Annotated in this window: 21 protein-coding genes and 1 riboswitch; of the genes, 5 read left to right on the top strand and 16 right to left on the bottom strand. The window is 32.5% G+C overall.

Annotation, left to right across the window (positions count from 1 at the left end):
• Positions 1-10 precede the first annotated feature (10 nt).
• The 5 genes from ACREV6_RS09190 to ACREV6_RS09170 all read right to left on the bottom strand — a co-directional run bounded on the left by ACREV6_RS09190 (position 11) and on the right by ACREV6_RS09170 (position 7,084).
• Positions 11-415 (bottom strand): DNA-processing protein DprA, encoded by a 405-nt coding sequence (locus ACREV6_RS09190; RefSeq protein ID WP_431577713.1) that lies wholly within the window; start codon positions 413-415, stop codon positions 11-13.
• A 30-nt stretch (positions 416-445) separates the two neighbouring features.
• Positions 446-802: a transposase gene (locus ACREV6_RS09185; protein ID WP_431577712.1), complete on the bottom strand. Its 357-nt coding sequence runs from the start codon at positions 800-802 to the stop codon at positions 446-448.
• Between the two features lie 312 nt (positions 803-1,114).
• Entirely contained in the window at positions 1,115-1,417 is a 303-nt protein-coding gene (locus ACREV6_RS09180; protein ID WP_431577711.1) for a M domain protein, read from the bottom strand.
• Between the two features lie 553 nt (positions 1,418-1,970).
• Complete coding sequence (locus ACREV6_RS09175; protein ID WP_431577710.1) at positions 1,971-5,627, bottom strand: immunoglobulin-like domain-containing protein; 3,657 nt, start codon at positions 5,625-5,627, stop codon at positions 1,971-1,973.
• A 98-nt stretch (positions 5,628-5,725) separates the two neighbouring features.
• A complete protein-coding gene (locus tag ACREV6_RS09170; RefSeq protein WP_431577709.1) occupies positions 5,726-7,084 on the bottom strand; it encodes a hypothetical protein in 1,359 nt (452 codons plus the stop codon).
• Between the two features lie 965 nt (positions 7,085-8,049).
• On the opposite strand from ACREV6_RS09170, the gene ACREV6_RS09165 reads away from it, so the two are divergent.
• From ACREV6_RS09165 to ACREV6_RS09155, 3 genes are all read left to right on the top strand, one after another.
• Positions 8,050-8,718 carry a DUF4397 domain-containing protein gene (locus tag ACREV6_RS09165; protein ID WP_431577708.1) on the top strand — a complete coding sequence of 223 codons (669 nt, stop codon included), beginning with the start codon at positions 8,050-8,052 and terminating at the stop codon, positions 8,716-8,718.
• Between the two features lie 210 nt (positions 8,719-8,928).
• Positions 8,929-9,954, top strand: coding sequence for a PTS sugar transporter subunit IIC (locus ACREV6_RS09160; protein WP_431577707.1), 1,026 nt, complete (start codon positions 8,929-8,931; stop codon positions 9,952-9,954).
• A gap of 801 nt (positions 9,955-10,755) precedes the next feature.
• Positions 10,756-11,697 carry an Rpn family recombination-promoting nuclease/putative transposase gene (locus ACREV6_RS09155; RefSeq protein WP_431577706.1) on the top strand — a complete coding sequence of 314 codons (942 nt, stop codon included), beginning with the start codon at positions 10,756-10,758 and terminating at the stop codon, positions 11,695-11,697.
• A 157-nt stretch (positions 11,698-11,854) separates the two neighbouring features.
• On the opposite strand, the gene ACREV6_RS09150 is transcribed toward ACREV6_RS09155, so the two are convergent.
• The gene (locus ACREV6_RS09150; RefSeq protein ID WP_431577705.1) at positions 11,855-13,888 is read right to left on the bottom strand and encodes an ABC transporter ATP-binding protein; all 2,034 of its coding nucleotides are present in this window, start codon (positions 13,886-13,888) and stop codon (positions 11,855-11,857) included.
• Positions 13,875-15,644: an ABC transporter ATP-binding protein gene (locus tag ACREV6_RS09145; RefSeq protein WP_431577704.1), complete on the bottom strand. Its 1,770-nt coding sequence runs from the start codon at positions 15,642-15,644 to the stop codon at positions 13,875-13,877. The genes ACREV6_RS09150 and ACREV6_RS09145 overlap by 14 nt, the downstream gene beginning before the upstream one ends.
• 530 nt (positions 15,645-16,174) lie before the next feature.
• Between ACREV6_RS09145 and ACREV6_RS09140 the strand changes: the two genes are divergently transcribed.
• Positions 16,175-16,543 (top strand): hypothetical protein, encoded by a 369-nt coding sequence (locus ACREV6_RS09140; RefSeq protein ID WP_431577703.1) that lies wholly within the window; start codon positions 16,175-16,177, stop codon positions 16,541-16,543.
• Positions 16,544-16,736: 193 nt separating this feature from the next.
• On the opposite strand, the gene ACREV6_RS09135 is transcribed toward ACREV6_RS09140, so the two are convergent.
• From ACREV6_RS09135 to ACREV6_RS09115, 5 genes are all read right to left on the bottom strand, one after another.
• Positions 16,737-17,192, bottom strand: coding sequence for a PadR family transcriptional regulator (locus tag ACREV6_RS09135; protein ID WP_431577702.1), 456 nt, complete (start codon positions 17,190-17,192; stop codon positions 16,737-16,739).
• A gap of 6 nt (positions 17,193-17,198) precedes the next feature.
• Positions 17,199-18,047 carry a DegV family protein gene (locus tag ACREV6_RS09130; protein ID WP_431577701.1) on the bottom strand — a complete coding sequence of 283 codons (849 nt, stop codon included), beginning with the start codon at positions 18,045-18,047 and terminating at the stop codon, positions 17,199-17,201.
• 355 nt (positions 18,048-18,402) lie between these two features.
• Positions 18,403-18,621, bottom strand: a complete 219-nt coding sequence (locus ACREV6_RS09125) for a DUF1450 domain-containing protein (protein ID WP_431577700.1) — start codon at positions 18,619-18,621, stop codon at positions 18,403-18,405.
• Positions 18,622-18,729: 108 nt separating this feature from the next.
• Positions 18,730-20,070 (bottom strand): cobyrinic acid a,c-diamide synthase CobB, encoded by a 1,341-nt coding sequence (locus ACREV6_RS09120; protein WP_431577699.1) that lies wholly within the window; start codon positions 20,068-20,070, stop codon positions 18,730-18,732.
• A 60-nt stretch (positions 20,071-20,130) separates the two neighbouring features.
• Positions 20,131-21,243 (bottom strand): pyridoxal phosphate-dependent aminotransferase, encoded by a 1,113-nt coding sequence (locus ACREV6_RS09115; RefSeq protein WP_431577698.1) that lies wholly within the window; start codon positions 21,241-21,243, stop codon positions 20,131-20,133.
• 166 nt (positions 21,244-21,409) lie between these two features.
• Positions 21,410-21,542, bottom strand: a riboswitch (cobalamin riboswitch).
• A 155-nt stretch (positions 21,543-21,697) separates the two neighbouring features.
• Between ACREV6_RS09115 and ACREV6_RS09110 the strand changes: the two genes are divergently transcribed.
• Positions 21,698-22,612 carry a transposase gene (locus ACREV6_RS09110; RefSeq protein ID WP_431577697.1) on the top strand — a complete coding sequence of 305 codons (915 nt, stop codon included), beginning with the start codon at positions 21,698-21,700 and terminating at the stop codon, positions 22,610-22,612.
• Positions 22,613-22,914: 302 nt separating this feature from the next.
• Here ACREV6_RS09110 and cobS read toward each other — a convergent pair whose 3' ends face one another.
• The 4 genes from cobS to ACREV6_RS09090 all read right to left on the bottom strand — a co-directional run bounded on the left by cobS (position 22,915) and on the right by ACREV6_RS09090 (position 25,860).
• Positions 22,915-23,667: an adenosylcobinamide-GDP ribazoletransferase gene (gene cobS, locus ACREV6_RS09105; RefSeq protein ID WP_431577783.1), complete on the bottom strand. Its 753-nt coding sequence runs from the start codon at positions 23,665-23,667 to the stop codon at positions 22,915-22,917.
• A gap of 34 nt (positions 23,668-23,701) precedes the next feature.
• Positions 23,702-24,307, bottom strand: a complete 606-nt coding sequence (cobC, locus tag ACREV6_RS09100; protein ID WP_431577696.1) for an alpha-ribazole phosphatase — start codon at positions 24,305-24,307, stop codon at positions 23,702-23,704.
• Between the two features lie 16 nt (positions 24,308-24,323).
• Complete coding sequence (cobT, locus tag ACREV6_RS09095; protein ID WP_431577695.1) at positions 24,324-25,406, bottom strand: nicotinate-nucleotide--dimethylbenzimidazole phosphoribosyltransferase; 1,083 nt, start codon at positions 25,404-25,406, stop codon at positions 24,324-24,326.
• 193 nt (positions 25,407-25,599) lie between these two features.
• Positions 25,600-25,860 (bottom strand): DUF3892 domain-containing protein, encoded by a 261-nt coding sequence (locus tag ACREV6_RS09090; RefSeq protein ID WP_431577694.1) that lies wholly within the window; start codon positions 25,858-25,860, stop codon positions 25,600-25,602.
• Positions 25,861-25,899 lie beyond the last annotated feature (39 nt).

The raw sequence follows: 25,899 nt of genomic DNA, 5'->3' as shown, positions 1-25,899 counted from the left end.
CTGTTCACTTTCACCGAGGGGCCTTGCGAAAATATATAACTTTTTCTAGTAATGTTAAATCATCACCTATCAATTCTGTACTATCCTTTTTAATATTTACTGCTAACTTACTCCTATGTTCTAATAACAGTTGTGAAGGTTTTAAATATATTTTAGCACCTTCTTCTATTAACCTATTTGTTCCTATACTTTCTTTACTATAAATACTATTGGGAGCCGCAAATACTTGTCTATTTTGCTCCTTTGCAAATGCCGCAGTCAAAAGCGACCCACTTTTTTCTCCAGCTTCCACCACTAAAAGTTTTTTACACCAAGCACTTATTAATCTATTCCTCATTGGAAAATGATTAGCGTCCGGCTTTGTTCCTGGTGGATACTCTGAAATAACCACACCTTTTTCTATAATCCTATGCATAAGTTCTATATGTTACTTATAGCAAAACTATTAACTACTGCTGCCATTTACACCACCTCCTTGCACCCCATCAACATTTATTTTTATAGCACTTTCTACAAATTTTCTGTATAACTCTTTATTGTTATCTCTCTTAAAGTAAGAAAGTATATTTTGTGAAACCGTAAATCGTTCCTTAACTAATCCTATAAATATACCATAACTGCTCCATTTATACTCTGCTGGTTTATTTACCATATTGGCTCTCACGGGGTTCAAATGAATGTATCTACTAGTAGTTAACATCTGTGCATCATTCTCAATAATTTCTGTATGATATCTGTCTTGATATAAATGTCCTATATGATTTTTTATAAAATTGTATTTAACGATTAAAAAACTACCCAAATATATTTAAATATATTTGGGTAGTTCCTCTCCCTGGCTATCGCCAAGTTTTTTTCTTTTCTTTTCTCATTCCCTTTACTTTTCAATCAGACTTCTCTTCTAATTAATCCGCATCAGATGTTTCATCTTCGCCTTGTTGTTCACGTAATATTCACAACCCCCGGGGGTTTTTGTTATTATTTACTCATATCTCGCCCTTCGCGCTTTGTTCACGCCCATTAGGCTTTTTCCGAAGTGACTTTGCTCATTGATTGTTTTTACATATTCCCCCAAGGGTCTGACCCTTTGCGAGGAAAATATGACTGAGCTTGCTTATTTTATGGCTCTATTTTCAATAATTACATTACCTATTTTGTTAATTGTTCCTTCTGTATGTGCAACTTTATAAGTAATATTATCAATCTCTGCTTTATGTGTAGTATTACTGTGTTCAATAGCCTTTACAACAGAAAATATTTCATCTTGCCTTATTTCCATGTTTTTTTGTCTTTCTTCCATGACCTTTTGGCTTTCTTTCATTTCCTTTTGGCTTTCTTTTATTTCCTTTTGGCTTTCTTCCATATTGTCTAATTTATTCATCAACATTTCAAACATTTTCTTTGTTTCATTATCCATCTCAAACCACCACCATTATTTAATCTTCAAGTAAAATAATTATAACATCTTCAAACTTCTTTATCAACCTATAAAATTTCACATCTTTCCAATGTCGTGCAACCTAACCTTCCCGACGAAAAAACTACTCAAACATATACTCTTCTATATGTTTGAGTAGTTCCCCGACCTGGCTATCGCCAAGTTTTTTTGTTTCTATTCTCTTCTCATTCCCTCTACTTTTCAATCAGACTTCTCATCTAATTAATCCGCATCAGATGTCCCATCTTCGCCTAGCTCCGCATTGTTGTTCACATTTCGTTCACGACCCCCGGGGGTCCTTGTGAAAGGACCGTGAGGGACTTGAACTTGCTACGCTTTTCTCTCAACAGAAAAAGAGAACCATCATTTCTGACGATTCTCTCTTTCTCAATTTGCTTGTCTTTCTTCGTTCGCGCTTTGATCACGCCCGTTAGGCTTTTCCCGAAGTGACTTTGCTTATTGATTACTACATTTCTTTCGTATCGGCACCTTTTAGGTTACCCCTGAGGGCTTTGCGAAGGAAGTGAGTTTTCTAGTTTTTAGCTACAGTAATTGGATCAACTCCTGTAACTGGTATAGTTACTGTAAATGTTTGAGTAAGAACTGTTGCTCCTACTGTAATTGTAGCTGTTAATGTTTCAGTTTGTACTGCTAATGTTCTAGCAGGAGTAGTATATACTATTCCTACTAAATTAGCAGGAACTGAACATGCCCAAGCTATTTTTGTATTAGCTGCAGGTGTAATTGTTGATGTAGCTGCTGCAGGTGTTGCAACAGTTAATGCAAGTGTTGCTTTAATGCCTGTTGCAGTTATAAGATCTTGTGCTGCTACTACTTTCGCATCAACTAAATCTGTTCTAACTTTGAATGCATTTATGTCACTAACTGTTAATCCTGTTGTAACTATAGTAGCTTTTGCTTTCGCTGCATCTACTAATGTTTGTGTTGTTAGTATTAGACCTGCTGATTCATATGCTGCTACTTTTGATTCTACTCCATTTTTTAATGTAGCATATGATGCTGCTTGGTCTGCTGTTGTTTTACCTTCTGTAATAGTTATATCAAAATCTCTTGTTAGTGTTGTAATACCTTTTTTAATTGTAGCTGTTAAAGTTACTACATCATCTTTATTATCAGCAACACTGTTTTTTATTGTTGCTACATTTCCACTTACACTAACTAAATCTAAAGTATCAACTTTTTCAGCCCAAGTTACTGTTGAATTATTTGTTGTAACTATTGGAAGTACTAGAGTAGATGCAACACCATTATAAGTTACTGATAAATCGGCTGCATCGCTTGTTATATCAAGTTTATCTTTTTCTGCTACTGTAACTATTCCACTTAATTTAACTTTTAAAGCTTCTTTAGATGGTGACTCTGGCAATGCAGTTACTAATAATTGTGCTGCATCTATATCAACTACTAATTTAGTAGAAACAGCTTTATTTACTGCTACTGTTGCTTCTAATAATTTAGCTACTGCTGCATCTGATATTAAATTTTTGTCAAACGCAACTCTAGCTGCCTTTATTGTAGTATTAGCTACATTAATTTTAGCAGTGTATAATATTTTGTAATCTCCAGCTACAAGTTTATTTACTGCAGCTGTTGCAATTATTACTTCATTTTCTGCTGCTTCTAAGTCAGCTTTTAATTTTAAATCTTTTGCTGGTGCTATTGTTGCTTCTAATTTGTTTACTGCTGCATTTGCAAGTATTACTAATTCTGCTTGAGTAGAGTTATCTACTGCTCCGTCAAGAACTCTGTTTTCATTATACATAGCCTCAGTATATAATACTTTAATTGTTTCAATTACTGGTTTACTATCAACCATTTTAAATGTAACTTGAACTGCTGCATCTTTTGCTAAAGCAGCTACAAGTTTTTGATTAGCTGTTTTTCCTAAAACATCGTTAGTTAATACTGTAGCTTGGTTAAAGTCATTAACAGTAAAGTCTTTTGATGTTGTTGTAACTAAACCTGATGAAGCAACGCCTGTACCAACACCTGTAGCAACTGAACTAATATTGAAGTTTATATATCTGCTTCCAGGAATGTTAAGTTGTACTTGACCTGCTTTATTAACAGTAGCATCCAATTTACCAACAAATGTACCTGCTGCTATACTTGCTTCTACACGAGTTACTGCATCAAATGTTGCTCTAGCTGAAGAAGTTGATGTGAATTTACTTAATAAAGTTCCATCTACATTAAATATTTCAGCACTTGCTGTAACAGTTGCTGCTGCTCCAGAAGTTGAATTTGTACTCTTAATTAGTAATGTTGGTTGTGCTGAATTAACATTACCAGCGATTGTTCTATATTGACCTGGTTTAACTATTACTGATGTATCTGCAGCTGTATCTTTTTGATCTACTACGATTTTACCTGCATTGAATACATTTAAGTTAACAGTTATATCATCACTACCTGTATTAGCTACAACATAATTCATTCTTGCTGAACCTACAGGACGTGGATTTGTTAAATCATTAGTTTGATCATATAAGTTGAAAATAAATGATGCGTTTTCAATTTTTGAAACACTATCACTAACTTCAGTGTTATCAGTAACAGTAAGTTTTCCATCATTGATAAATGAGTTTACAAAAGTTACTTTATTAAGCTTTTGAATTGTATCTAAAGTTGCATCATACTGTCCGTTAGTCTTTCCTGTATACATTGCTGGTGTATCTCCATCAATCCATACAACAGGAGTAGCTACAGTATTAATTCTATCACTTGCTAAAACAAATGTAGCTTGACCTTTAGCATCAAGTATTATAGATGTTTTAGTTGCTTTACCTTCTCCGTCATTAACTGTACCTGATAGAACATTATTTGAACCATTATTGAATGTTATTGGTGTTGTAGTTGGGTTACCTGTTGCAGTTGCTATTATACGAGCTCTTGAATCGTAACCATTTAACAATTCGTTTACTCCTACATTAATAGTTCCACCAGCAAATACTGTTCCATCTGCTTTATTTACAGTAATAACATATTTTTTTCCTCTTGTGAACGCTGTGCTTGAGCAGAAAGAATCAACTGTTACATCTGATGTAATTTTATAAGCAGAGTTAGTAAATGCTGCTGTTGGAGCTACTGCATTTAATTCTCTTGCATCAAATCTTTCATTGTTATTTCCAGCGAAAGAAGCTAAGTATTGGCTTGAATCATAAAGTGAATTTGTATAGAAAGTCTCTTTATCATAGAACACTATTGGAGTTACACTTTCATGGTTTCCTGTAACTGTAAACTTAGCGATTCCATCTGCATTAGTTGTAAGCAATAATGTATTGTTTTGACCATTAACGTCTTGGAATAATCTTTTTGCTTGGAAATCATTATTACTTGTTGCTGTTGCACGAGTTCCCTCTGCTCCAATGTTTTCCTTGAAGATTACTCTTAATTGTCTTCCAACCATTGCTTCGCCTATTACAGGGTTACTAAGTTTAGCTGTATAAGTTACTGTACCACCACTTACAGGAGTAACTGTATCTGCAGTAACTGTAAGTATTTGTTTAACACCCCAGTATACTTTAGAAATTTCTGTTCTGATTGCTGAATTTTCTTCAGCATATGCTACTATTGTATCAGCATCTGCTGCATTTCTTACATAAGCTTTTCCATCTTCGTTTGTAAGAGTTGCAACACCATCTTTATCAGCTACAACTGTAACTTTATATTGTTTGTTTTGGCTTTGAAGTGGTGTAGTTACTTCAAATACAACTTTTGCTCCTGGTACAACTTTGCTATCTTTATCAGTAGCTACTGCTGTAATTATACCTCTTGTACCAACAACTGCTTGAGATGATACTGAAGAAGTTAATTTAATTGAACTTACTGTTGAAGCTGCAACTACATCTGTATCTTTAGCATCAAAATTAGTTTCTTTTCCCTTAGCATCTTTATAAACTACTGCTGGTATAACTGATGTTTCTACAGTTTTTCCTGAAGTATTGTCTATCCATTTTCCGTCGAATCCTTTAACATAAACTACGCCACTTTCAACTAATGCTTTACCGATTTCTTCAGCATTTTTTACGTCATTTGCATATTCCATATCATAAGCTTTGTTTCCTATTACCACAGTACCACTAGACATTGCAGCAAAAGCTGAGAAAGATGTTGATCCTGCTATCATTAAGGCAGCAAGAGCTGAGCTTGTAATTTTCTTGTTCATATAATTTATACCTCCATTTTTTTGGTCAATTTTTTTTATTATTTTATTAGCTATCCTTAATCAAATAATGATTAAGGATTAAAACTCTTTTAAGTGTATTATTTAGCAGCTACTAGAACTACTTCGTTTGTTGCAACTACTACTCCAGCTGCATTTAACAATTTAACATTAACTTTAGCTCCTGCAGATTTTCCTGCTGGAATTGTTGTAGCTTTTCCTAATTCAGTTGGAGCTGAGATAGCTTTTGCGCCATCATATATTTGGTATTTAACTGCGCCTTCTTGAGTTGCAGTAACTGTTATTGCTGATCCAAATGCTGCTTCTTTAATTGTTGCTTTAACTTCTGATGTAGATGGTTCTACTGCTTTAATTGTAATTGTTCCTGATTTTCCTAAAGCAACTTCTATAGTTTCAATTAATTTATCAGTTGAATCTAATAATTTAACGCTTACTTTTTCACCCTCAACTTTTTTAGGGTAAACTGATGTAGCTGTTCCTAATGTAGCTATAGCTGATACAGCTTTTTCGCCATCAAATAATTGATATTTTGCAGCTGTAGCAAAGTGTTTAGCGCCTGCAACTGTCATAGTTACATTTGCAACTGGTGAAACTGTTCCAGCTTTAATTGTAGTGTCAAATACAGTTAATACTTCTTCTGCTTTAACTTCTACCTTTATTGTTTTCCAAGCTTCATATGTTCCATAAGTTGACTTTTGGTTAGCTACTGTTTTATCTTCTGCAAGATAGTTTTTCCAAGTTGTTGATTTTGCTGTATTTGCATGTACAACAACCATGTAAGTACCTGGTTTTGTAAATTTGTATGAAGGATTTTCAGTATACTCTGTTACTCTTTTTGTCCATCCATCATTTGTTGCTGATACTGCTGTTGGATCAAATATGTGTAATCTGTATGAGTATGGGCCTGCGATTCCGCTCATTCCTTCTACTCTATTGAATGTTAAGTTCATTCCATTAACTACATAAGTTGCTTCTCCGTTTGCATATACTCTGTTGTCATTATCTTTAGCTACACAATTAAGTGCTGATACATAGTAACTATCAAAGTCACCGTTTTTGTTTGATTGAATTCCTGTTTCTCCAGCTCTTTTTACCCAAACTGAAAGTTTGTATTTACCAGCATCAAATTTTGCTGTTTCTGGTAATACATATGGTGTGTTAGCATTTACTGCTACTTTGTTGTATCCTTCTGTTAACTCGCTCCATTTGTTAGCTTTTTCATTATAAAGGAATGCTCTGTATTGAACATCACCTGTATAAGTTGAAGTAATTGTAAATTTCTCTGTATCTCCTACTACTAGTGGTGAATGTTCTACTCCAATATAATTTATTACTGGAACAGTTACCTGTGCAGCTTTTACTGCAACGTTGCCTAATACTCCGGCCATTACAAATATTGCTGCCATGAATATGCTTAGTGATTTTTTGATTTGTTTCATATAGTTTGTCCCTCCCATTAATATATACTTTTTATTTTTAAAAAAAAATAAAAACTTAGTTATGATTGTAATCTTTTTAAAAGAGTACAATTCCATCTTCCTTAACTACACCCCCTAGGGAGCTATTTTTTTGTTACTATAAAACAGACTAATTCAGTTTTAAAGTAACTTAGTAATTAAGGACTTAAATGTGCTTGTGATATTTTTAGAATATATGGTTTTTGTTTACCATATTATGAAATGCCATGACATACTTGTGCTACTGTTAATTGTTTTACACAATATTCATGATATATGTATTATATAACTCTTTTGGTTAAATTTCAACTTTTTATTAAAATTTAACTGCATTTCATTTATTTTCACATCTTACACTTATATAACGTTTATGGATATATTTTAGTTGCAAATCTCGGAAAACTTTTTTACTTTTTCTTACTTGGTTTAATTTTCACATATAAAATAAAATTCCCCTTATTTCATATGTTTTCTTGTTTAACACTTATATAACGTTTATAATCTTATTTTAGTTGCAGTTTTTTTAATTTTTTTACTTTTTCTTACTTGGTTTAATTTTCACATATATATTAAAGTTTCCTCTAATTCATATGTTTTCTTGTTTTACTCTTATATAACGTTTATGGTTATATTTTAGTTGCAAGTTTTTGAAAACTTTTTTTACTTTTTTTACTTGGTTTAATTTTTACATATATAGCAAAGTTTCCTATACTTCATATGTTTTCTTGTTTTACTCTTATATAACGTTTATGATTATATTTTAGTTGCAGGTTTTTGAAAACTTTTTTATAAATAAAATTATAGAATACCCCTCTATACTTTAGTATATTTTTAGCCCTTTATATGTTTATTACAATTAAACATTACTTATTCCAATAAATTTTAGTAACCTTCTAGTATTTCTCTTCATATATTAATATAGTAGAAATATTTGAAGGGAGCCTTTTATGTTCTATTGTCCAGAAAATGTTTATAATCCTTATTCTCTATATAGGGAAAGCCCTTTGACTTCATATTTAAGAATTCTTCACGCTTCTCCTAAATCCCCTGCTGTTGATGTATACATTAATGATATGTTAAAATTTAAAAACCTTGCCTATGCTGATTTTACAGATTATATAGAGGTTATAACTGGTAATTACAATATAAAGCTCTATGCAGCTGGAACTAAAACTTCTCCAGTACTTAATAAAAACCTTTTTGTTCCCCCTGAAAAAATTTACACCATCGCTGCCATTGGAATATTGCCGAGCATTGATCTGCTACCCGTTCCTGAAACTAAAGTCATGCACCCTACTGATAATGTATATATTAAATTTGCTCATTTATCACCTAATACTGGCCCTGTGGATGTTGTATTACCTGATGGCACCATGCTCTTTAAAAATATTAGTTACAAAGCATTTACGGATTATATACAAGTTCCTCCAGGAACCTATACTTTAGAAGTTAGACCTACTGGCACCAAAACTACAATTTTATATGTTCCTAATATAAGACTAAAATCTCAACGTTTTTACACCGTTTACGCTATAGGTCTGCTCAAGGGTCAACCAGGCCTTCAAGCATTAATCCCACTTGATGGCAGTTCTTATTTAGAAGTACGAGAAGACTAATTTCAAGGTGGTGCCACCCACGTGGCAAGTGGCATGTTTAAAGACATTTCAAAAGGCTTCTATAATACAGCAATGTATTATAGAAGCCTTTATTTTCATGCCCCATGCTTTTTCTCTCCGCCTTATTGATGTCTTTATAAGGAGATGTTATAATGTTGTCAGTTTACACATGTATATACACCAGTATATATTTTATTAGGAGGAGATCTCATGGAAAAGTTTAAAATTTTTATAAAAAAAGCCCTTAAACGATATTTTCTAGATGCCTTAAGTGCCATGGCATTAGGGTTATTTGCTTCATTAATTATTGGACTAATACTAAGTCAATTATCAAAAGTCCCTGGACTAGCGTTCCTTAAAGAGTTTACAGCAATTATTTCAGCTAAATCCCCTGTAGTTGGCTCGGCTATAGGTGTAGCTGTAGCTTGGGGCCTCAAAGTTACCCCACTTGCCATGTTTTCCTCTGCTGCAACTGGCGCCTTCGGATATATGTATATGGGAGGTGGCCCTGTAGGAGCCTTTGTTGCTGCAGTAATAGGTGCAGAACTTGGAAACTATGTGTCGGGAAAAACAAAACTTGATATTGTTATAGTTCCCATTGTTACCATTGTTACTGGAAGTATAGTAGGTAAATTTGTTGGCCCTTATATTTCAGTCTTTATGACAGATTTAGGTTCAGTAATAAATTCCGCTACAACGCTTATGCCTATACCAATGGGGATTGCTGTATCTACTTTAATGGGCCTTGCCCTTACCGCTCCAATTAGCAGTGCTGCCATAGCAATTTCGCTGAATATGTCTGGCCTTGCAGCCGGTGCTGCCACTGTAGGTTGCAGTGCACAAATGATAGGCTTTGCTGTTGCCAGTTATAGAGAAAATAAGATGAGTGGTCTAATATCTCAAGGACTAGGCACCTCCATGTTACAAGTACCTAACATAATAAGACGTCCTCAAGTTTGGATACCCCCAACCCTGGCCGGTGCAATCCTGGGACCTCTTTCTACAACGATTTTCTCCATGAAAAACAATTCTCTAGGTGCAGGTATGGGCACCAGCGGCCTTGTAGGTCAATTCGGAACCCTAGCAGCCATGCAAGGAAGTGAACCTACTTCTATAATAGTTTTAAAAATATTACTTCTACACTTTATAGCCCCTATAGTTTTAACCTTAATCTTCTCAGAGTTTATGAGAAAAAAAGGCTGGATTCGCGAAGGAGACTTAAAGCTAAAGCTTTAAGTCTCTAGTGCCACCCACGTGGCAAGTGGCATGTTTAAGGTTTACAAAGCGTCTATGATACATAAGTGTATTGTGGAGGCTTTTGTTTTTCCCTTCTATTATAAGCGATACTTATTTTCAAATATATTTTAGGCGGTAGCCTGCTTCATTTTTATGATTCCAGGTCCTATTATCATTTTTCCTGCTAACACATATTCAACAACCCATAATATTATAATTGATATTAAAATAATGTGCGTCAGTGCCTCTCATACTCTCTGTTATCTATATTAGATGAATAAAGCATATAGTAAGTATTAAATTTCATTGGAGTGGCCTTCAATATGAAGTGCTGTAAGATTTTTCTGAGACAACAGAAAAATCTCTGCTTAATGCGGAGATTTTTTATGAATATGGTATACTATAATTACAATAATTCAAAAAATTAGAAGGTCTTGAATATCTCCTCATAAAAAATAACCTTTAATTTAAAAGGTTATTTTTTATTTTAGTAACTAATTTTCAATTAAAATTTCTTAGTGGAATTTCTAGTTTCAAGCCCCTTTGCAAGGCACCCAGGAGAAATCTAATAATTTGATTATCTGTTTGACCTCTAATTCTTCCCCTCCATATACTGTATAGATAATCTCTGGTTCCACCCACGTGGCAAGTGGCATGTTTAAAGTTTATAAAGCTTCTATGATACATAAATGTATTGTGGATATTTTTTTAGTTTTAACGTTATTTTAAAAACTAGTGTAAACAAAAAATTGATATGATATAATTAAAGTAATTAACGAAGTACAAGGAAGTGAATAAATCTTGGAAAAGAAACATGATTTTGATGCAGCGTGGAAAGCAATTTTGGAAGCATTTGAGATAGAAATAGTCGAATTACTTTTTCCAGAGATATTTAATAAAATAGCTTGGGAACTCGGAACAGAATCATTAGATAAGGAACTACAAGAAATACAAAAGGATATATTTGATAAAGATAGTAGTGAAAAAGTAATATCGGATAAAATAATAAAAGTGAGATTAAAAGATAAGAAAAGCAAGATATTATTTATACATGTAGAAGTCCAAAGTTATGGCAGTGGGCATGAAGTTTTTGGGCAAAGAATGTTTAGATACTTTTATAGGATATGGGACAAATTTAGATATAAGTATAACGATAACTCCGAAATAGTAGCTGCTGCAATTTATACCTATAAAGGTGACCGTGGAAAGGATAAAAGCTATGTATATAAATTACCAGAGATAGAAAATACCATACTAACATATAACTTTAAAACTATTGATGTTGAAAAAATAAAGCTTGAAAAAATTAATGATGATAACCCCTTGAAATTAGTTTTTAAAATGGCGAAAAATTTATTAGAAATAGGTGCAAGAGATGAAGATATATTAAAAGCAAAAATAGAATTAGGAGAAGAATTATCAACTTATGATAAAGTTAAAAATAGTGAACAAATAAAATCATTAGTTGATTTTTTAGAATACTTATTTTTAATCCAAGATCCGGAGTTAGAAAAGAAGTATGAAGATTTTAAAAAATTAAGAGGAGGTGCATTTAAAATGAGTATAGAAGAAATTAGGAAATTGCACTACAAGGAAGAGGGGAGAGAAGAAGGAATAGAAGAAGGAATAAAACAATTAATACTTAAACAATATAAAAAAGGACTTTCTATAGAATATATTGCAGAAATAAACGATCTTGATATTGAATATGTAAAAAACATATTAAAAAACAGTCACCAGTAGAATATCTCCTCATAAAAAATAACCTTTAATTTAAAAGGTTATTTTTTATTTTAGTAACTAATTTTCAATTAAAATTTCTTAATGAAATTTCAAGTTCCCAGCTCTTATTGCAAAGCACGCAGGAGAAATTTAATACTCTCGACTACCTTCTTACCCTCTAACTCTTCCCCTCCATATACTGCAACTTATATAAATTACTATACAACCCTTGCTTTTCAACTAATTCCGCGTGGTTTCCTATTTCTCGTATCCTCCCTTTATGCAAAACTATTATCTTATCCGCATTTTTAATAGTAGATAATCTATGGGCCACAATAATTGTAGTACGATTTATTGTAAGCTTATTTAATGCATCTTGAATTAAGCTTTCAGTTTCTGTATCTATATTAGAAGTAGCTTCATCCAGTACTAGGATTGGTGGATCAAAAGCTATAGCTCTTGCAAATGCTATTAACTGCCTTTGACCTTGTGAAAAGGTTGACCCTCTTTCATTAACAGGGGCGGAATATTTCTCTGGCAATTTTTCAATGAACTTATCAGCATTCACATATCTACAAGCTTTTACTATTTCCTCATCAGAAATCTTTTCATTGTTTAACCTTACATTGCCTTTTATATCCCCTGCAAACAGGAATACGTCCTGTAGCACTGTAGCTATGTTTTCTCTCAGTTGCTCTTTCCTCATATGCTTGATATTATGTCCATCCACCAATATTTCGCCCTTTTGAATGTCATATAATCTAGTTATAAGGTTTATAATAGAGGTTTTTCCAGCACCTGTAGCTCCCACAAAGGCTATTTTCTCACCTTTTTTAATGTTAAAACTAACGTCCTTTAAAACCCAATCTTCCTCTTTATATGCAAACCAAACGTTTTTAAACTCTATATTACCCACAAGTCTATCCACTTCTATTGGATTTTTAATATTATTAATTTTATCCACATTATCCAAAAGCATAAAAATTCTTTCTGAGGATGCCATGGAGGATTGAAGTATATCATACTTTTCTGTTAGGTCAAATATAGGCTGGAAAAACTGCATTAAATAACTTATAAAAACAAATAGCACACCTAGCTTTATATTTCCATCAATTGCTCTTATTCCACCAAACCATAGAAGTACTGCTAAGGTTAAGGAGGAGAACAAATCCATGGTAGGCCTAAAGATTGCAAATACTTTTATTTGCTCCATGGTGGCTTCTCTATAAGATTTATTTACCTGGCTAAATTCCTTATACTTTTTCTCCTGCTTGCCAAAGACCTGAACAGTTTTCATACCAGATATATTTTCTGATATGGAAGAATTTATTCTTGCAAGTCTGGCTCTTACTTTTCTGTAAGCTTGCCTATCATATTTCTTGAATAAATAAGCCGTGAAAATTACAAAGGGTAGTGCTCCTACAGTAATTAGCGCTAATTTAACATCTAGTATGAACATTGCTATAACTATTCCCACTAGCATAAACAAATCTTTAAATAAATTAACAAGGACAGCTGTATACATTTCATTTAGCGTTTCCACATCATTTGTTACCCTAGTCACAAGGCGCCCCACAGGGTTTTTATCAAAAAATGATAAAGATAAACTCTCTACTTGCTTAAATACCGCTTCCCTAATGCTAAACACAATCTTTTGCCCCGTATATTGCAATATGTATATTTGAATATAATTTAGTATAAAGATTAGAATAGCTATTATAACAATATATACTGCAGTTTTTATAACCTCCCGAGCATCGGTTTTTCTTAGTATTTTCAGATCTGCAGACTTTATAATATCTGCTTTATAGGTAATGCCTCCTTGCGTAAACTTATCAACTTTTATATTGAATTCAGTGTTTTCTTGTACTTTTCCATGGATTATATAGTAACTGTTATTAAGATATACCATAGAGCAGGGTTCACCATCTTTAATATCGCCTTGCACTAAATACTTATCACCTAGAAGAATACTATTATCCAGAGGTTTAGCTACAATGGTGTAGGCTTTATTGTAGCCCATTAGATTGTTATCTATAACATTCTTTATGAGGTATGGTCGAGCTAAATCCATAGCTGTTACTATTAGCATTATGAATATTACAAGTAAGATGTACCACTTGTATGGTTTTGCAAATTTTAGAAGTCTCCTCATAAGCTTTGAGTCATATTCCTTAGTTATACTCTCTTCTTCATTATTATAGTTTTCCATTAGTTTCCACCTCCTCTTCTGACTGGATGCGCTCCTCTATAAGCTGCTTTTCATAAATGTCTTTGTATATACCAACTTCATTTATTAGATCTGCGTGGGTTCCTCTTTGAATGATTTCTCCCTCTTCTAGCACAATTATTGCATCTGCATCTTTCACTGCAGAAATTCTGTGGGATATTATAATAGAGGTTTTTTCCTTCATTATTCTGTTTAGGTTTTGAAGAATTTTAACTTCCGTTTTAGCATCTACTGCAGATAAACAATCATCTAAAATCAATATGTCTGGATTTTTGATAAGAGCCCTTGCTATAGAGGTTCTTTGCTTTTGTCCACCGGATAGTGTTACTCCTCTTTCTCCAACAATGGTTTCAAAGCCCATAGGGAAATCCATTATATTATCATATATGTCTGCGTCTTTAGTGCTCTGAATTATTTTATCCATGTCTAGCTCTTCAAAAGCTAAATTTATATTCTCTGAAATTATATTAGAAAATAAGAAGGAATCTTGAGATACAAAGCCTATGTTTTCTCTTAATGTATTTAGTGGAATCTTATTTATATCTTCATTATTAATGAAAATTTTACCTTCTTCTACGTTATAAAGCCTTAGTAGTAATTCAACCAAGGTAGTTTTACTACTGCCTGTGCGACCTACTATACCTAAGGTTTGTCCTGACTTTACAGTTAAACTAATATTAGTTAAGGCAGGCTTTTCCATAGTTTTGTACTTAAAACTCAAATTACGTATAACAATATCTCCTTTGAGTGTTGCTGCCTCGTTAGTATTTACATCAAAAATTTCTGGCTTTTCTTTTAGAATTTTTTCTATTCGCTCCAGTGACGCAAATCCCCTTTGAATAAGATTAATTACCCAACCTATAGCCATCATTGGCCAAATTAGATTTGCAAGATACATATTAAAAGCTATAAAGTCCCCCAGAGAAATATTTCCGTAAATTACATACACTCCACCTAAAGCTACTAATAGTACCAGGCCTAGAGATGCAATAAATTCAATAAGTGGTGAAAATAATCCCCATATTCTAATAAGCGACATATTAGCTTTAAAATTATTAGTGTTTTCTACATCAAACTTTTGAATCTCACTTTCTTCTTGTGCAAAGGATTTAATAATTCTTATGCCAGAGAAATTTTCTTGAACCATATCCGTAAGCTTAGCGAAGGCTTCCTGAACCTTGGTAAATTTTTTATGCATTATCTTACCAAACTTAAGTGATACTATACTTACAAAAGGAAGTGGCAAAAGTGATAATAGCGTAAGCCGTACATTTATGCTAAGCATAATAATAATAGTGGCTATAGTTAGAACTACAGCATCTATAATCATAATTACACCCTGTCCTAGTGCCATTCTCACTGCATTAAGGTCATTAGTTGCTAGAGCCATAAGATCTCCTGTTTTATTTTCATCATAAAAGTCTGTAGATAGACTTTGCAAATGGGTGAAAAATTTGTTTCTTATATCGTATTCCACATATCTTGAACTACCAACAATAAAAATTCTCCACACGTATCTACCTATTGCCATAAGGGCTGCAACCAAAATTATGAACAATATGTATTTTAGCAGTAAACCTTTACTTGCTGTACCTTTCGAAATATTGTCTGTTATAAATCCTATTAATTTTGGTGGTATTAGCTGACATATATCAACTATTATTAAAAATACAATTCCAAACAAATACCTTTTTCTATAATCGTAGGTGTACTTAAAAAGTTCTCTGATTTTTTTCATCCTTTCCCCCTCTTTCTGGCTGGTGCCCTTACTTGGTTGTCGTGAGCGCTGGCCTGGTTGGCCCAGTCGCTCGCCTGGTGCCACCCACGTGGCAAGTGGGTGGCACCTATGACATTGAATTATGTTTAGACACTCTAATTAAATTTTATATGTAATATATTCTATATTTTTCTTTAAATTCCTTCTAATTTTGTAAAATTTACTATAAATTTCTTTTAGACTATATGATTAACATATATGCTGGATGTAGAACAAACTACCGAAGTATTTCGATAGTTTGTTCTTTGTTTATTTAGAATAGATAAATTAGATTTACTTTGAGTTATTTTCAAAGAAGTGCTTATTCCAGAAGCAGTTTATAATGTATTTAATTTCGATTTATTATATTATTAGTAAACTATTTCGTAACTAATATATAGAAAATATGTTATAATTTCCTTATAGACTATATATAGTTTAAAAATACGATACACACAGCATTGGATAAAATGTTATGTAAATATTATCTTATATTTGGAGGAGGATTAACTATGAAAGATATTTATTCATCGAAAAAAATCTCGATAATATGTTATGGAGTTTCTGCCTTAATTTTTTTGGCAATTTATACTTTTGGAGTATTTCTGTCTACGGGTGACGAAATGGGCTATTCTTTGCTTAATTTTTACATTGTAATGCCTTTAACAACGCTAATTGTTTCCCTTATCATTAGTATTAAAAAAGGATATCTATTTTGGTTTTATCCTGTATTTGTTGGTGTGTTAGGCATAATAATTCCGTTTGTAATATTTAGCACATTTGAAATGCTAAGTTTACTATTTGCTTTTATTCCTGCATTGATTGGACTTATAATTGGTAGGATTATCAGAGTTAAAACAAAAAAATATGAAACAAATTAAAGTTATTAACAGAATGAAAAGTTAAACACGAATATTCATAGTTTTGTTTAATAATTAAAGCAGAAGGTTATCTTAAACCTTCTGCTTTTTCTATTGTTAAAATACATGCTATTTGGTGTGATAATTGGTACATATGCACCTCAAAAGTGAACCCGTTGTCAAATTCACCTGCAACTCTTTATTTTAAAAAATATTATTTGTATAAATCATTATAAATTATCTTAAATACTTCTAAAGCTTCTTCTATTTTATCTTGCAATAGGTATTTCTTATTTTCTAATTGCATTATACCCACATCGGTGATTTTATAAATTTTCTGTGCTTTCTTCGCGTTACTCCATTGACCAACTACCAATTTTTCCTTTTCTAATCTTTTTAAAAGAGGATATATTCCGCCTGTACTAGGAACCCAAAGACCATTGGTTCGCTCTCCTATTTTATGAGATATATCATTTCCATTAGTTTCGCCTAAACTTAGAATAAATAATACGTACAGTGGCAGTAATCCTTTTGTGAATACTTGCCCCACCGCTTCTTTTTCCTTTTGAACTTTTCGCAGTTCTAAAAGTTTTTTCTTATATTCTTCATAAAGTCTCTTTTCTTCTGCCCTAATGTCTATCTCACTTGCTTTAACCACTGTATCATCCATTTATATTTAAGGTTCCTCTATACAAATCATTCCTACTAAACCTGGTCCACTATGAACTCCTGATACAGGGCTTATATATCCACCAAATTCTATAGACATAACGTTTGGATGAGGACGTATACTCTCCATTACTTTTTTAGCCTCTTCTTCTGCTTCACCGTGAACTATATAAACTTTACACTTCTTTTTATCCAAAATATTGTTTGTAAGTTCTACAAGCTTATTAAGAGATTGCTTTCTACCTCTTACCTTTTCACATGTAATATACTTACCATCAGTGTCAATGGCGATTATAGGTTTGATATTTAAAAGCTCTGCTATAGTACCTGAAACTTTTCCTATTCTTCCACCTCTTTTTAAGTACTCTAAAGTACCTACTACAAAATATAGGTGGATTCTCTTTTTAATAGATGGAATAGCAGCAACAACTTCTTCGAAGCTTTTTCCTTCTTCTATGAGTCTTCCACATTCAGTTACTATTAGTCCTTCGCCAAGGGCAATGGATTGCGAATCACATAAGTGAGTAATAATACTTGGGTGATTTTCACTTGTAAGTTTTATAGCATTAAATATACCCGATAACCCAGTTGACAGCGTTATTGTTATAGCATGCGTATATCCCTGCTCTTCTAATTTCAAAAACAGCTCCTCCATATCCTTCATTGATGGCAATGAAGATGTAGGTACTTCGGTTTCCATATTTTTATAAACTTCTTGTGGTGTAATATCTACATTATCTAAATATTCTCTATCAGAATAGATAATCCTAAAGGGTAATACATTAATATTATATCTCTCTATGACTTCTCTACTTAAATCGCTTGTAGTGTCTGTAATCAAGGCTATTTTGTTCAAATTAACTCCTCCTATATTGCATTATATTGTCATTATATCACTATAGATTATATGTATCAATAGTGATACATACAACAAAAATATTTATTTATGAGGTGTATGTGGGTTATGCGGGGACAGTTAACAACTAATTAACTTTTATATGTGGGGACGGTTAACAATTAATTAAAATTTATAGATTTACGCTCAAATTAGTGCGCCCAAATTAGCGGGGACTAGCGGGGAACTAGCGGGGACAGTTAACAACTAATTCAACTAGATACACAAATTGTGAGGACAGTTCAAACAACAAAGAACACATAAAAAGAACCCACTTTAGCTACTATAACGCTAAGCAGGTTTATTTTTCAAAAAACTAATCTAACTCCATGTATTCTCCTATAATATCTAATAAATCTTCACACTCTTCTGCCTCAACTAATTTCCCATTTATTCTAGCAATTAGAGCATTCCCACATTTATCACAGGCACCTATGCATTTATTTATGGTAACTGTGCACTCTGGGTACTCATTTCTAACAGCTTCAACAACTTCTTCTATTCCTTCATTATGCTCACAAAAACTAATCTTCATCTGTGTAATCTCCTTCTGTAAATTTTACTAAATCTAAAATATTTTCTACTAATGTATTGTACCAAACAATTGGAATAAAAGGAATATAGTTATTCTTTTGCCTGTCACCTATTTAAATATCTCCTTAAACCATTCTAAGTTGCCAAAAAAATGCACATGTCCATAGGCTGCTAAGGTATTTTTCAAAGCATATCCACATTTCCAATTTTTCAAGCTACCATCATAAACCTGTTTAGAAAGTTTGAATACCTTTTCTGCCTCCAGCTCAACAGTAGATTTATGAAATTCCTGACAGTTTATGCTCATGTTTTTGGATATAATATTATTTTCTACCTCTACCTTGATTTCTGCATATCCAAAATTTTGGAGTGTTTTTGTCAAGGTATAATAACCTTCAAAAAAACCAACTGCATTATGTGATATTTGCTCTTCCACGCCTCGTTTTTCCTCTTGAGGTTTTTCTCCCTGCGTGAGGTACATTAATCCTCCACATTCCGCATAACAACACAGTCCATTATTAAGAGCTCTTTTTATACTATCTAGCATAGATGTATTTTGAGATAACTCTTTTATAAACACCTCTGGATATCCTCCACCTATATAAAGAAAATCAATATTACTTGGAAGCTGGACATCCTTAATTGGACTAAAGTATATGACTTCTCCCAGTTCCTCTAAAAGCTCTAAATTTTCTTTATAATAAAAACTAAAGGCTTTATCATAGGCCACGGCTATTTTTTTCCCCTTATTCTCCACATGAAAATTATCTACATACTTTTCACTTTTTTTAAATACATCTAACAATAAATTCATGTCCAAATGTTTTTCTAATAACTGGGCACATATTTCAATTTTCTCTTCTAAATCCTCTACTTCACTGCTTTGAATTAACCCTAAATGCCTACTTTTTAAATCTAATCTATCATCCCTCGGAAGATAACCTAAAACCTTCAAGTTACAGTTTTCTTTAATAGCGGCTTTAAGTAAATTGTAATAACCTTCTGTTACATTGTTTAGTATTATGCCCTTTATATTAGCGTCTTTGAAATTCACTATTCCATTTATTTCTGCACAAAAAGTTGCTACCTGAGCCTTTGGCGACAATACAAGTATTATAGGCAAGTCTAAAACCTTTGATATGTGATAAGTAGAATTGAATGTATCTATACCTTTCCCATCATATAAACCCATAACGCCCTCAACTACTCCTAAGTCCCCATCTCCCCTAGAAAAGCTAGCCTTTACTCCTGCCTCTCCCATAAGATATAAATCTAAATTCCTTGAATCACTACCGGTTATCTTTGTATGAAAAGCTGTATCTATATAGTCAGGTCCTACTTTATAGCCCTGTACCTTAAATCCTCTATTTTTTAGTGCTTTCATAATTCCCAGTGTTACTGTTGTTTTACCACCACCACTACAATTCGAAGCTATAACTATACTCTTCATTTTTGCTCCTCACTCCCTTATTTGCTAAAGTTAAAATAGTTGTTACCTGTCCCCACTTAATTAACCTTTAAATCTCAAACTTTCTAGCATTGCCACCAATTTTTCATTACTACTCCGATCCTTAATAGCCAGCCTTATATACTGTGTATCAAGTCCCCTGAAATTGTCTGCTTTTCTTATGACAAAGCCATGTTCTAGGCAAATCTTATAAAATACCTCTGAATTTAGTCCTTTTTCAAAGGCTAGTCCATTTAATTTGCAAAGCACATAATTTCCATAGGTTAAAAACACTTTTTCTATAAAGTAAATACTTTTCAATGATTTTAGGAACCTAGGTCTTTCCTCCCTTATCCACTCTTTGCTTTTTTCAATGTATGCACTATCCTTTAACACATGAAGTGCTGCAACTTCTGCAAAGCAGTTTATGTTCCAGGGGTTTTGTTTTTCTTTAATATTTTTTATTAAAGTAGCATTACTACTTACTCCATACCCAAACCTTATACCAGGCATTGCAAAAAATTTGGTTAGTGCCCTTATTATAAATAAACACTTGTACTTTTTAACTTCCCCTACAAAACTATGCTCAGAATCTCCCGTAAATTCAATAAAAGCCTCATCTATTATTATTACTTTATTATTACTCTCACAATACTCAAGAATTTTTTGAAACTCACCTCTATCAACGATATTGCCATTAGGATTATTGGGATTACCTAAAACCATGGCTTCTACCTTCTGTAATTTACTCAAAATATCTTCATAATCATAGGAAAGCTGAGCATATTCAATATTTAATGAGTCCTTGTAATTAATATCCTCTTTTAAATATGAATACTCTATATTACAACCCCACTTTTTAGCATCAATTTCATACTCTACAAACGAGGGCACAACAATCAGTAAGCTTTTATGACAAGCTATAACCAAGTCAATTATTTCTGCAGCCCCATTACCTAAAACAAAATACTCTGACCGGCAATTATTATATTCTTTTAAACCCTTTAAAACATTTCTATATTGAATATCTGGATATCTTGTTAAGGCATTTATTCCTTCATTAATATTATCAATGAAGCTTTTAGGAACCCCTAATGGATTTATGTTAGAACTATAATCTATTAATTCTCGGCCCTGAAGTAATCCATCAGTATAAACATCTCCACCATGTATCATTAAATACCTTCCTTTCTATATTATAGCTTTTCAGAAGTCGCCCAGCTTATTCCATATACTATTTTTTAAAAACACAAAAAAAAGTAGTAAGCTTAAGATAGCGACTACTTTTTAATTAATTCATAATTAAATTAACTATATTAAAAAGCTATTTCCCTCCGAAATCTTTGTTAACATCATTTAGGCAGGTCTCCTGGCTTTTGAAGAGCTATCCTCAATTACAGTAGCGGGGGCTGCTGCGGATTTAAACCGCATTCCCTTTTCACCTATTAAAAGGCACCTAAAATTCTATTCTATTTTAGCTATAGTTTATTATAATTACAACCTGCTGTCAATATTCTAAAAAGCTTGGGGACAAAAAGCATGGGGACAGTTAACAACTTTTTAACCTATGAATATCTTCATCATCCAAAGGCAATAATATAAAAAACTTTGTGTTGAGAGGTGATTTTTCATGGCAAGAAAAGCAAGATTAAAATCAAATGACTCTATATTTCATATTATGTGTAAGAGTATCAGCGAGGTAGATTTATTCAGGGATGATGAGGATAAGCAAATGTATTTATGCCTTGTTAAGAAGTATAAAAATCTCCATCATGTTAAAATTTACGGTTACTGCCTTATGGATAACCATTCACATCTGCTAATTGATGCTAATGGTGCAGATATATCTAAAGTCATGCATGGAATAAATTTTTCTTATGCAAGGTACTTTAATAGAAAGTATAAAAGAGAGGGTCATCTTTTTAAAGACAGATTCAAAAGCAAAATAGTTAATAGTGAAAGATACTTGAGGACTGTATCACTATATATACATAATAATCCTACAGATATAAGTGGATTTAAAGATTGTCCTGAAAAATATACTTTTTCTAGTTTGGGAATATATATTGGAAAAAGACGTGACCATTTCAACATAGTTGATTACGGATTTGTAATGGGCTTTTTTGGTAAGGATCTTGAACTTGCAAGGAATTACTACTATAGCCTTGTTTTTGGATGCACCGACGAAAAATTAAAAGAAGAATTTGAATTTAGAAATGAAGCAACAAAGTATAGCAGTGTAAGGACAATCCTAGTAAGAAACTTTAAAGCTGAAGATATCATAGAATTTATAGCAGTAAAGATGAATATATCAAAGTTTCAACTTCATATGAAATACAGTAGAAAACTTGTAGAAGCAAGGGCATTAACAGTTGTTTTAATGAGGAGTATCTGCAATTTTAATTTAAGAGATATATCCAACCTACTTGGAAACATTACACCAGCTAGAGTATCCAAATTAAGCACTATAGGTATAGAGTTAATTGGAACTAACAAAAACTATGAAAATATCCTTGAAGAATTTATTAAATGTTACACCCGATAAACTTAATCCTTGATTGTATATATTTTACTTTTTTAAAAAAATTACAAAATAATATAAAACCATTTTTAATTTTAAAATTAGGACAAGCCCCCTAGAAATTTAATAACTAATTAAGATATACAGTAAAAATACTGAAACCAAGTACTTAAAAAATCCTTAATTACTTAAAAAGTACAAGGCTTCATAAAAACCTTGTACCAAAATATAGTTCAATTAATTGTTAACTGTCCCCTCACATAGTTCAATTAATTGTTAACTGTCCCCTTACTCTCACCCTCACCCTCATCCCCACATATGCTTGCTTAATTCATAGCTACAAATAAAATCATAGTTAAAATTTCAACTAATTCATTATTAGCCCCTAAACTATCTCCTGTAAGTCCAGTAATTTTGCTTTCACAAAATTTATTAAATAATAAAGTTAAAATGAGCCCAGATGCTATTAATATAACACTTTTATTAAATCCTATTAGTAACGTCACAAGTATAATAGTTGTAATACCTGTAATTCCAATCCTTTTAACATCTATATTGCCAATAAATATATTACCTGAGCCCTTTTCTTTAGCATTTTTTCCAATAAAAGATAAAAACACTACAGAAAATCTTGCAATTATTGGTGTTGCAATTAATATAAGTGGCAAATTTAATTCTATTATAGTAAATACCGCAGCATATCGGGCTAACATATCAAATACTATAGCAATACTTGCATAAGTACCTACTCGACTATCCTTCATAACTTCTATTATTTTATCTTTATCACCTTTTAAGGAAAAGAAACCATCACAGGTATCTCCCAGTCCATCTACATGTAATCCACCAGTAATAACTATTGGTATAATAACTACAAATACTGATGTAATATTTATTGGTAGCGCTTTTATTAATATATAATAAACTAGCCATTGTACAATTCCAATAAATAATCCCACCACAGGAAAAAATATAGCTCCTCTCCTAAAGTTTTGTTTTTCACATTTTAAATTTATGTTTATAGGTATACGTGTAAAAAACTGAAAAAACAGTAAAAAATCATTTAAGTATTCTCTCATTTTATTTGCTTGCAAAGACTTATCCTTGCAAACTTCACCTCTTTCCTAAATATGCGTTATGCATAATGGTATCAATATATAAATTACCATATTCATATTTTATAACGCTTATATCTCCATTTTTACAACCAAATTTCCAAAATAAATCTATGTTCTCATTCATAACATAACAATATATAGCTCTTATGACTCCAGAATGAGTACAAATTAAAATATTATCACACTCTAATTTTTTAATATCCTCCATAAATCTCTTAACTCTTTCACACAGCTGAATATAACTTTCACCTCTAGGAGGTACAAATTCCATCCAATTATTTTGCCAGCAAAGACATTCCTTGGGATAGAACGTCTTAATTTCCTCGTAGGTTTTCCCTTCAAAATCTCCGAAATTAGTCTCATTTATTCTATTATCCTGTATAACCTGGATTTCCGCTTGTCCTAAAACTAAATTAGCCATCTCTGTGGTTCTTTTTTTATCGCTAACATATACTCTATCTAATTCTATATCATTAAAGAAAGCATTAGCTTTATTTCCCTGACTTATGCCAATTGCATTTAGACTTATATCCAAATTACCATAATAAGAACCTCTTCTATTTTCTTCCGTCTGACCATGCCTTAACAAATAAATATTCATAATTTCCCACCTAATCTTACCCTAGGGTATTATCCCTTATATCTATATACTTTTTGCTATCCAAGGTTGCCTCTTCAAATGTTCCCATATTATCCATTGTGAATAACGCCGCCTCAATTATATTAAAAGCAAGAGGGCATCCTGAGCCTTCTCCCAGTCTCATATTCAAATTCAGCATAGGTGCAAGACCTATTTCCTTCATTATAACCGCTGCTCCCGGTTCCGCAGATAAGTGAGATGCAAATATATATTCCTTTACTAGAGGGTTTAATTTATAAGCACAAAGTGCAGCTGCTGATGCAATAAAACCATCAATAACAATAGGCACTCTATTTTTAGCAGCTGATAGGAAGCACCCGCATAATCCTGCAATATCGAATCCTCCAACTTTTGAAAGTACATCAATAACATCATTTTTATCTGGTTTATTTACTTCAATAGCCTTTTTAACTACTCTTTTTTTATTAGTAAATTGCTCTTCCGTAATTCCTGAGCCTTTACCTACCGACATATCCACATCAAGTCCTGAAAGAACACTTAGAATTGCTGCACTTGTGGCAGTATTTCCTACACCCATTTCCCCTGTACCAAATAAATCGTAGCCTTTACCTGCCAAATCATCAATTGTTTCTATACCAATTTCTATAGCTTTAATTGTTTGTTGCCTAGTCATTGCGGGCCCCTTAATCATATTCATGGTGCCATATGCAATTTTTCTATTTATAATTTTAGGATTATTAAAATCCGCATCAACACCCACATCTACAACTGTTATATCGCTTCCAACAAATTTTGATAAAACATATACTCCGGTAATTTTTTTAGTAAAATTGTTAGTAACTGTAGCCGTTACGCTTTTAGGGCAATTAGATACTCCTTCTTCTACAACTCCATTATCGCTGCACATTATAACCACATTTTTTTTATTAATTTTGTTATGTATCTCTCCAGTAATACCTGCCATCTTGGCTATAATATTCTCTATTTCACCAAGACTTCCTATAGGTTTTGTTAAACTATCAATTCTATCCCAGGCCTTTTTCATAGCTTCTTTATTTGCTGGTTCAATGCACTGCAAAGTGCTTTTAAGAATTTTCATAATGCTTATCCCCCTGTTCTGATCTAAGTCTACCCTCTAATTTTAACACATAAACCTTAAATAGTGTTCAATAGTTACATTAGTTTAATTAGTTGTTAACCGTCCCCACTCGCCTTAGTTTAATTAGTTGTTAACTGTCCCCTTGGACTCACCCGACCTTAAAAAAGCAGGGACAACCTAATGTCCCTGCCTCCTAATAGATATCGTTATCGTCTATAACTGGTAAACTGTCTAAATTATTGGATTTCTCTCCATCAGGTAAACTTCGAAGGAATTCTTCCCCTCTTTTTGAAGTAGATATAGATACTCCGCCAATATTACCTTGCTTAGCCAAAAGGACTGCTTGTTCTTTTGAAACTATATCCCCATTTTCGAATTCATAGGCTGTTATTTCTCCACTATTGTCCTTAACTACTTTACTAATCATATGAGTTGAGCTTTCCCTATTATTCATAATTACACTTCCTTTCTTATTTCATTATTTAATATGTTT

The organism is Clostridium sp., assembly GCF_050717515.1.
Classification (GTDB): Bacteria; Bacillota; Clostridia; order Clostridiales; family Clostridiaceae; genus Clostridium_AD.
Note: the sequence above shows the minus strand (reverse complement) of the source record. Positions and strands in the feature narration are given on the sequence as shown.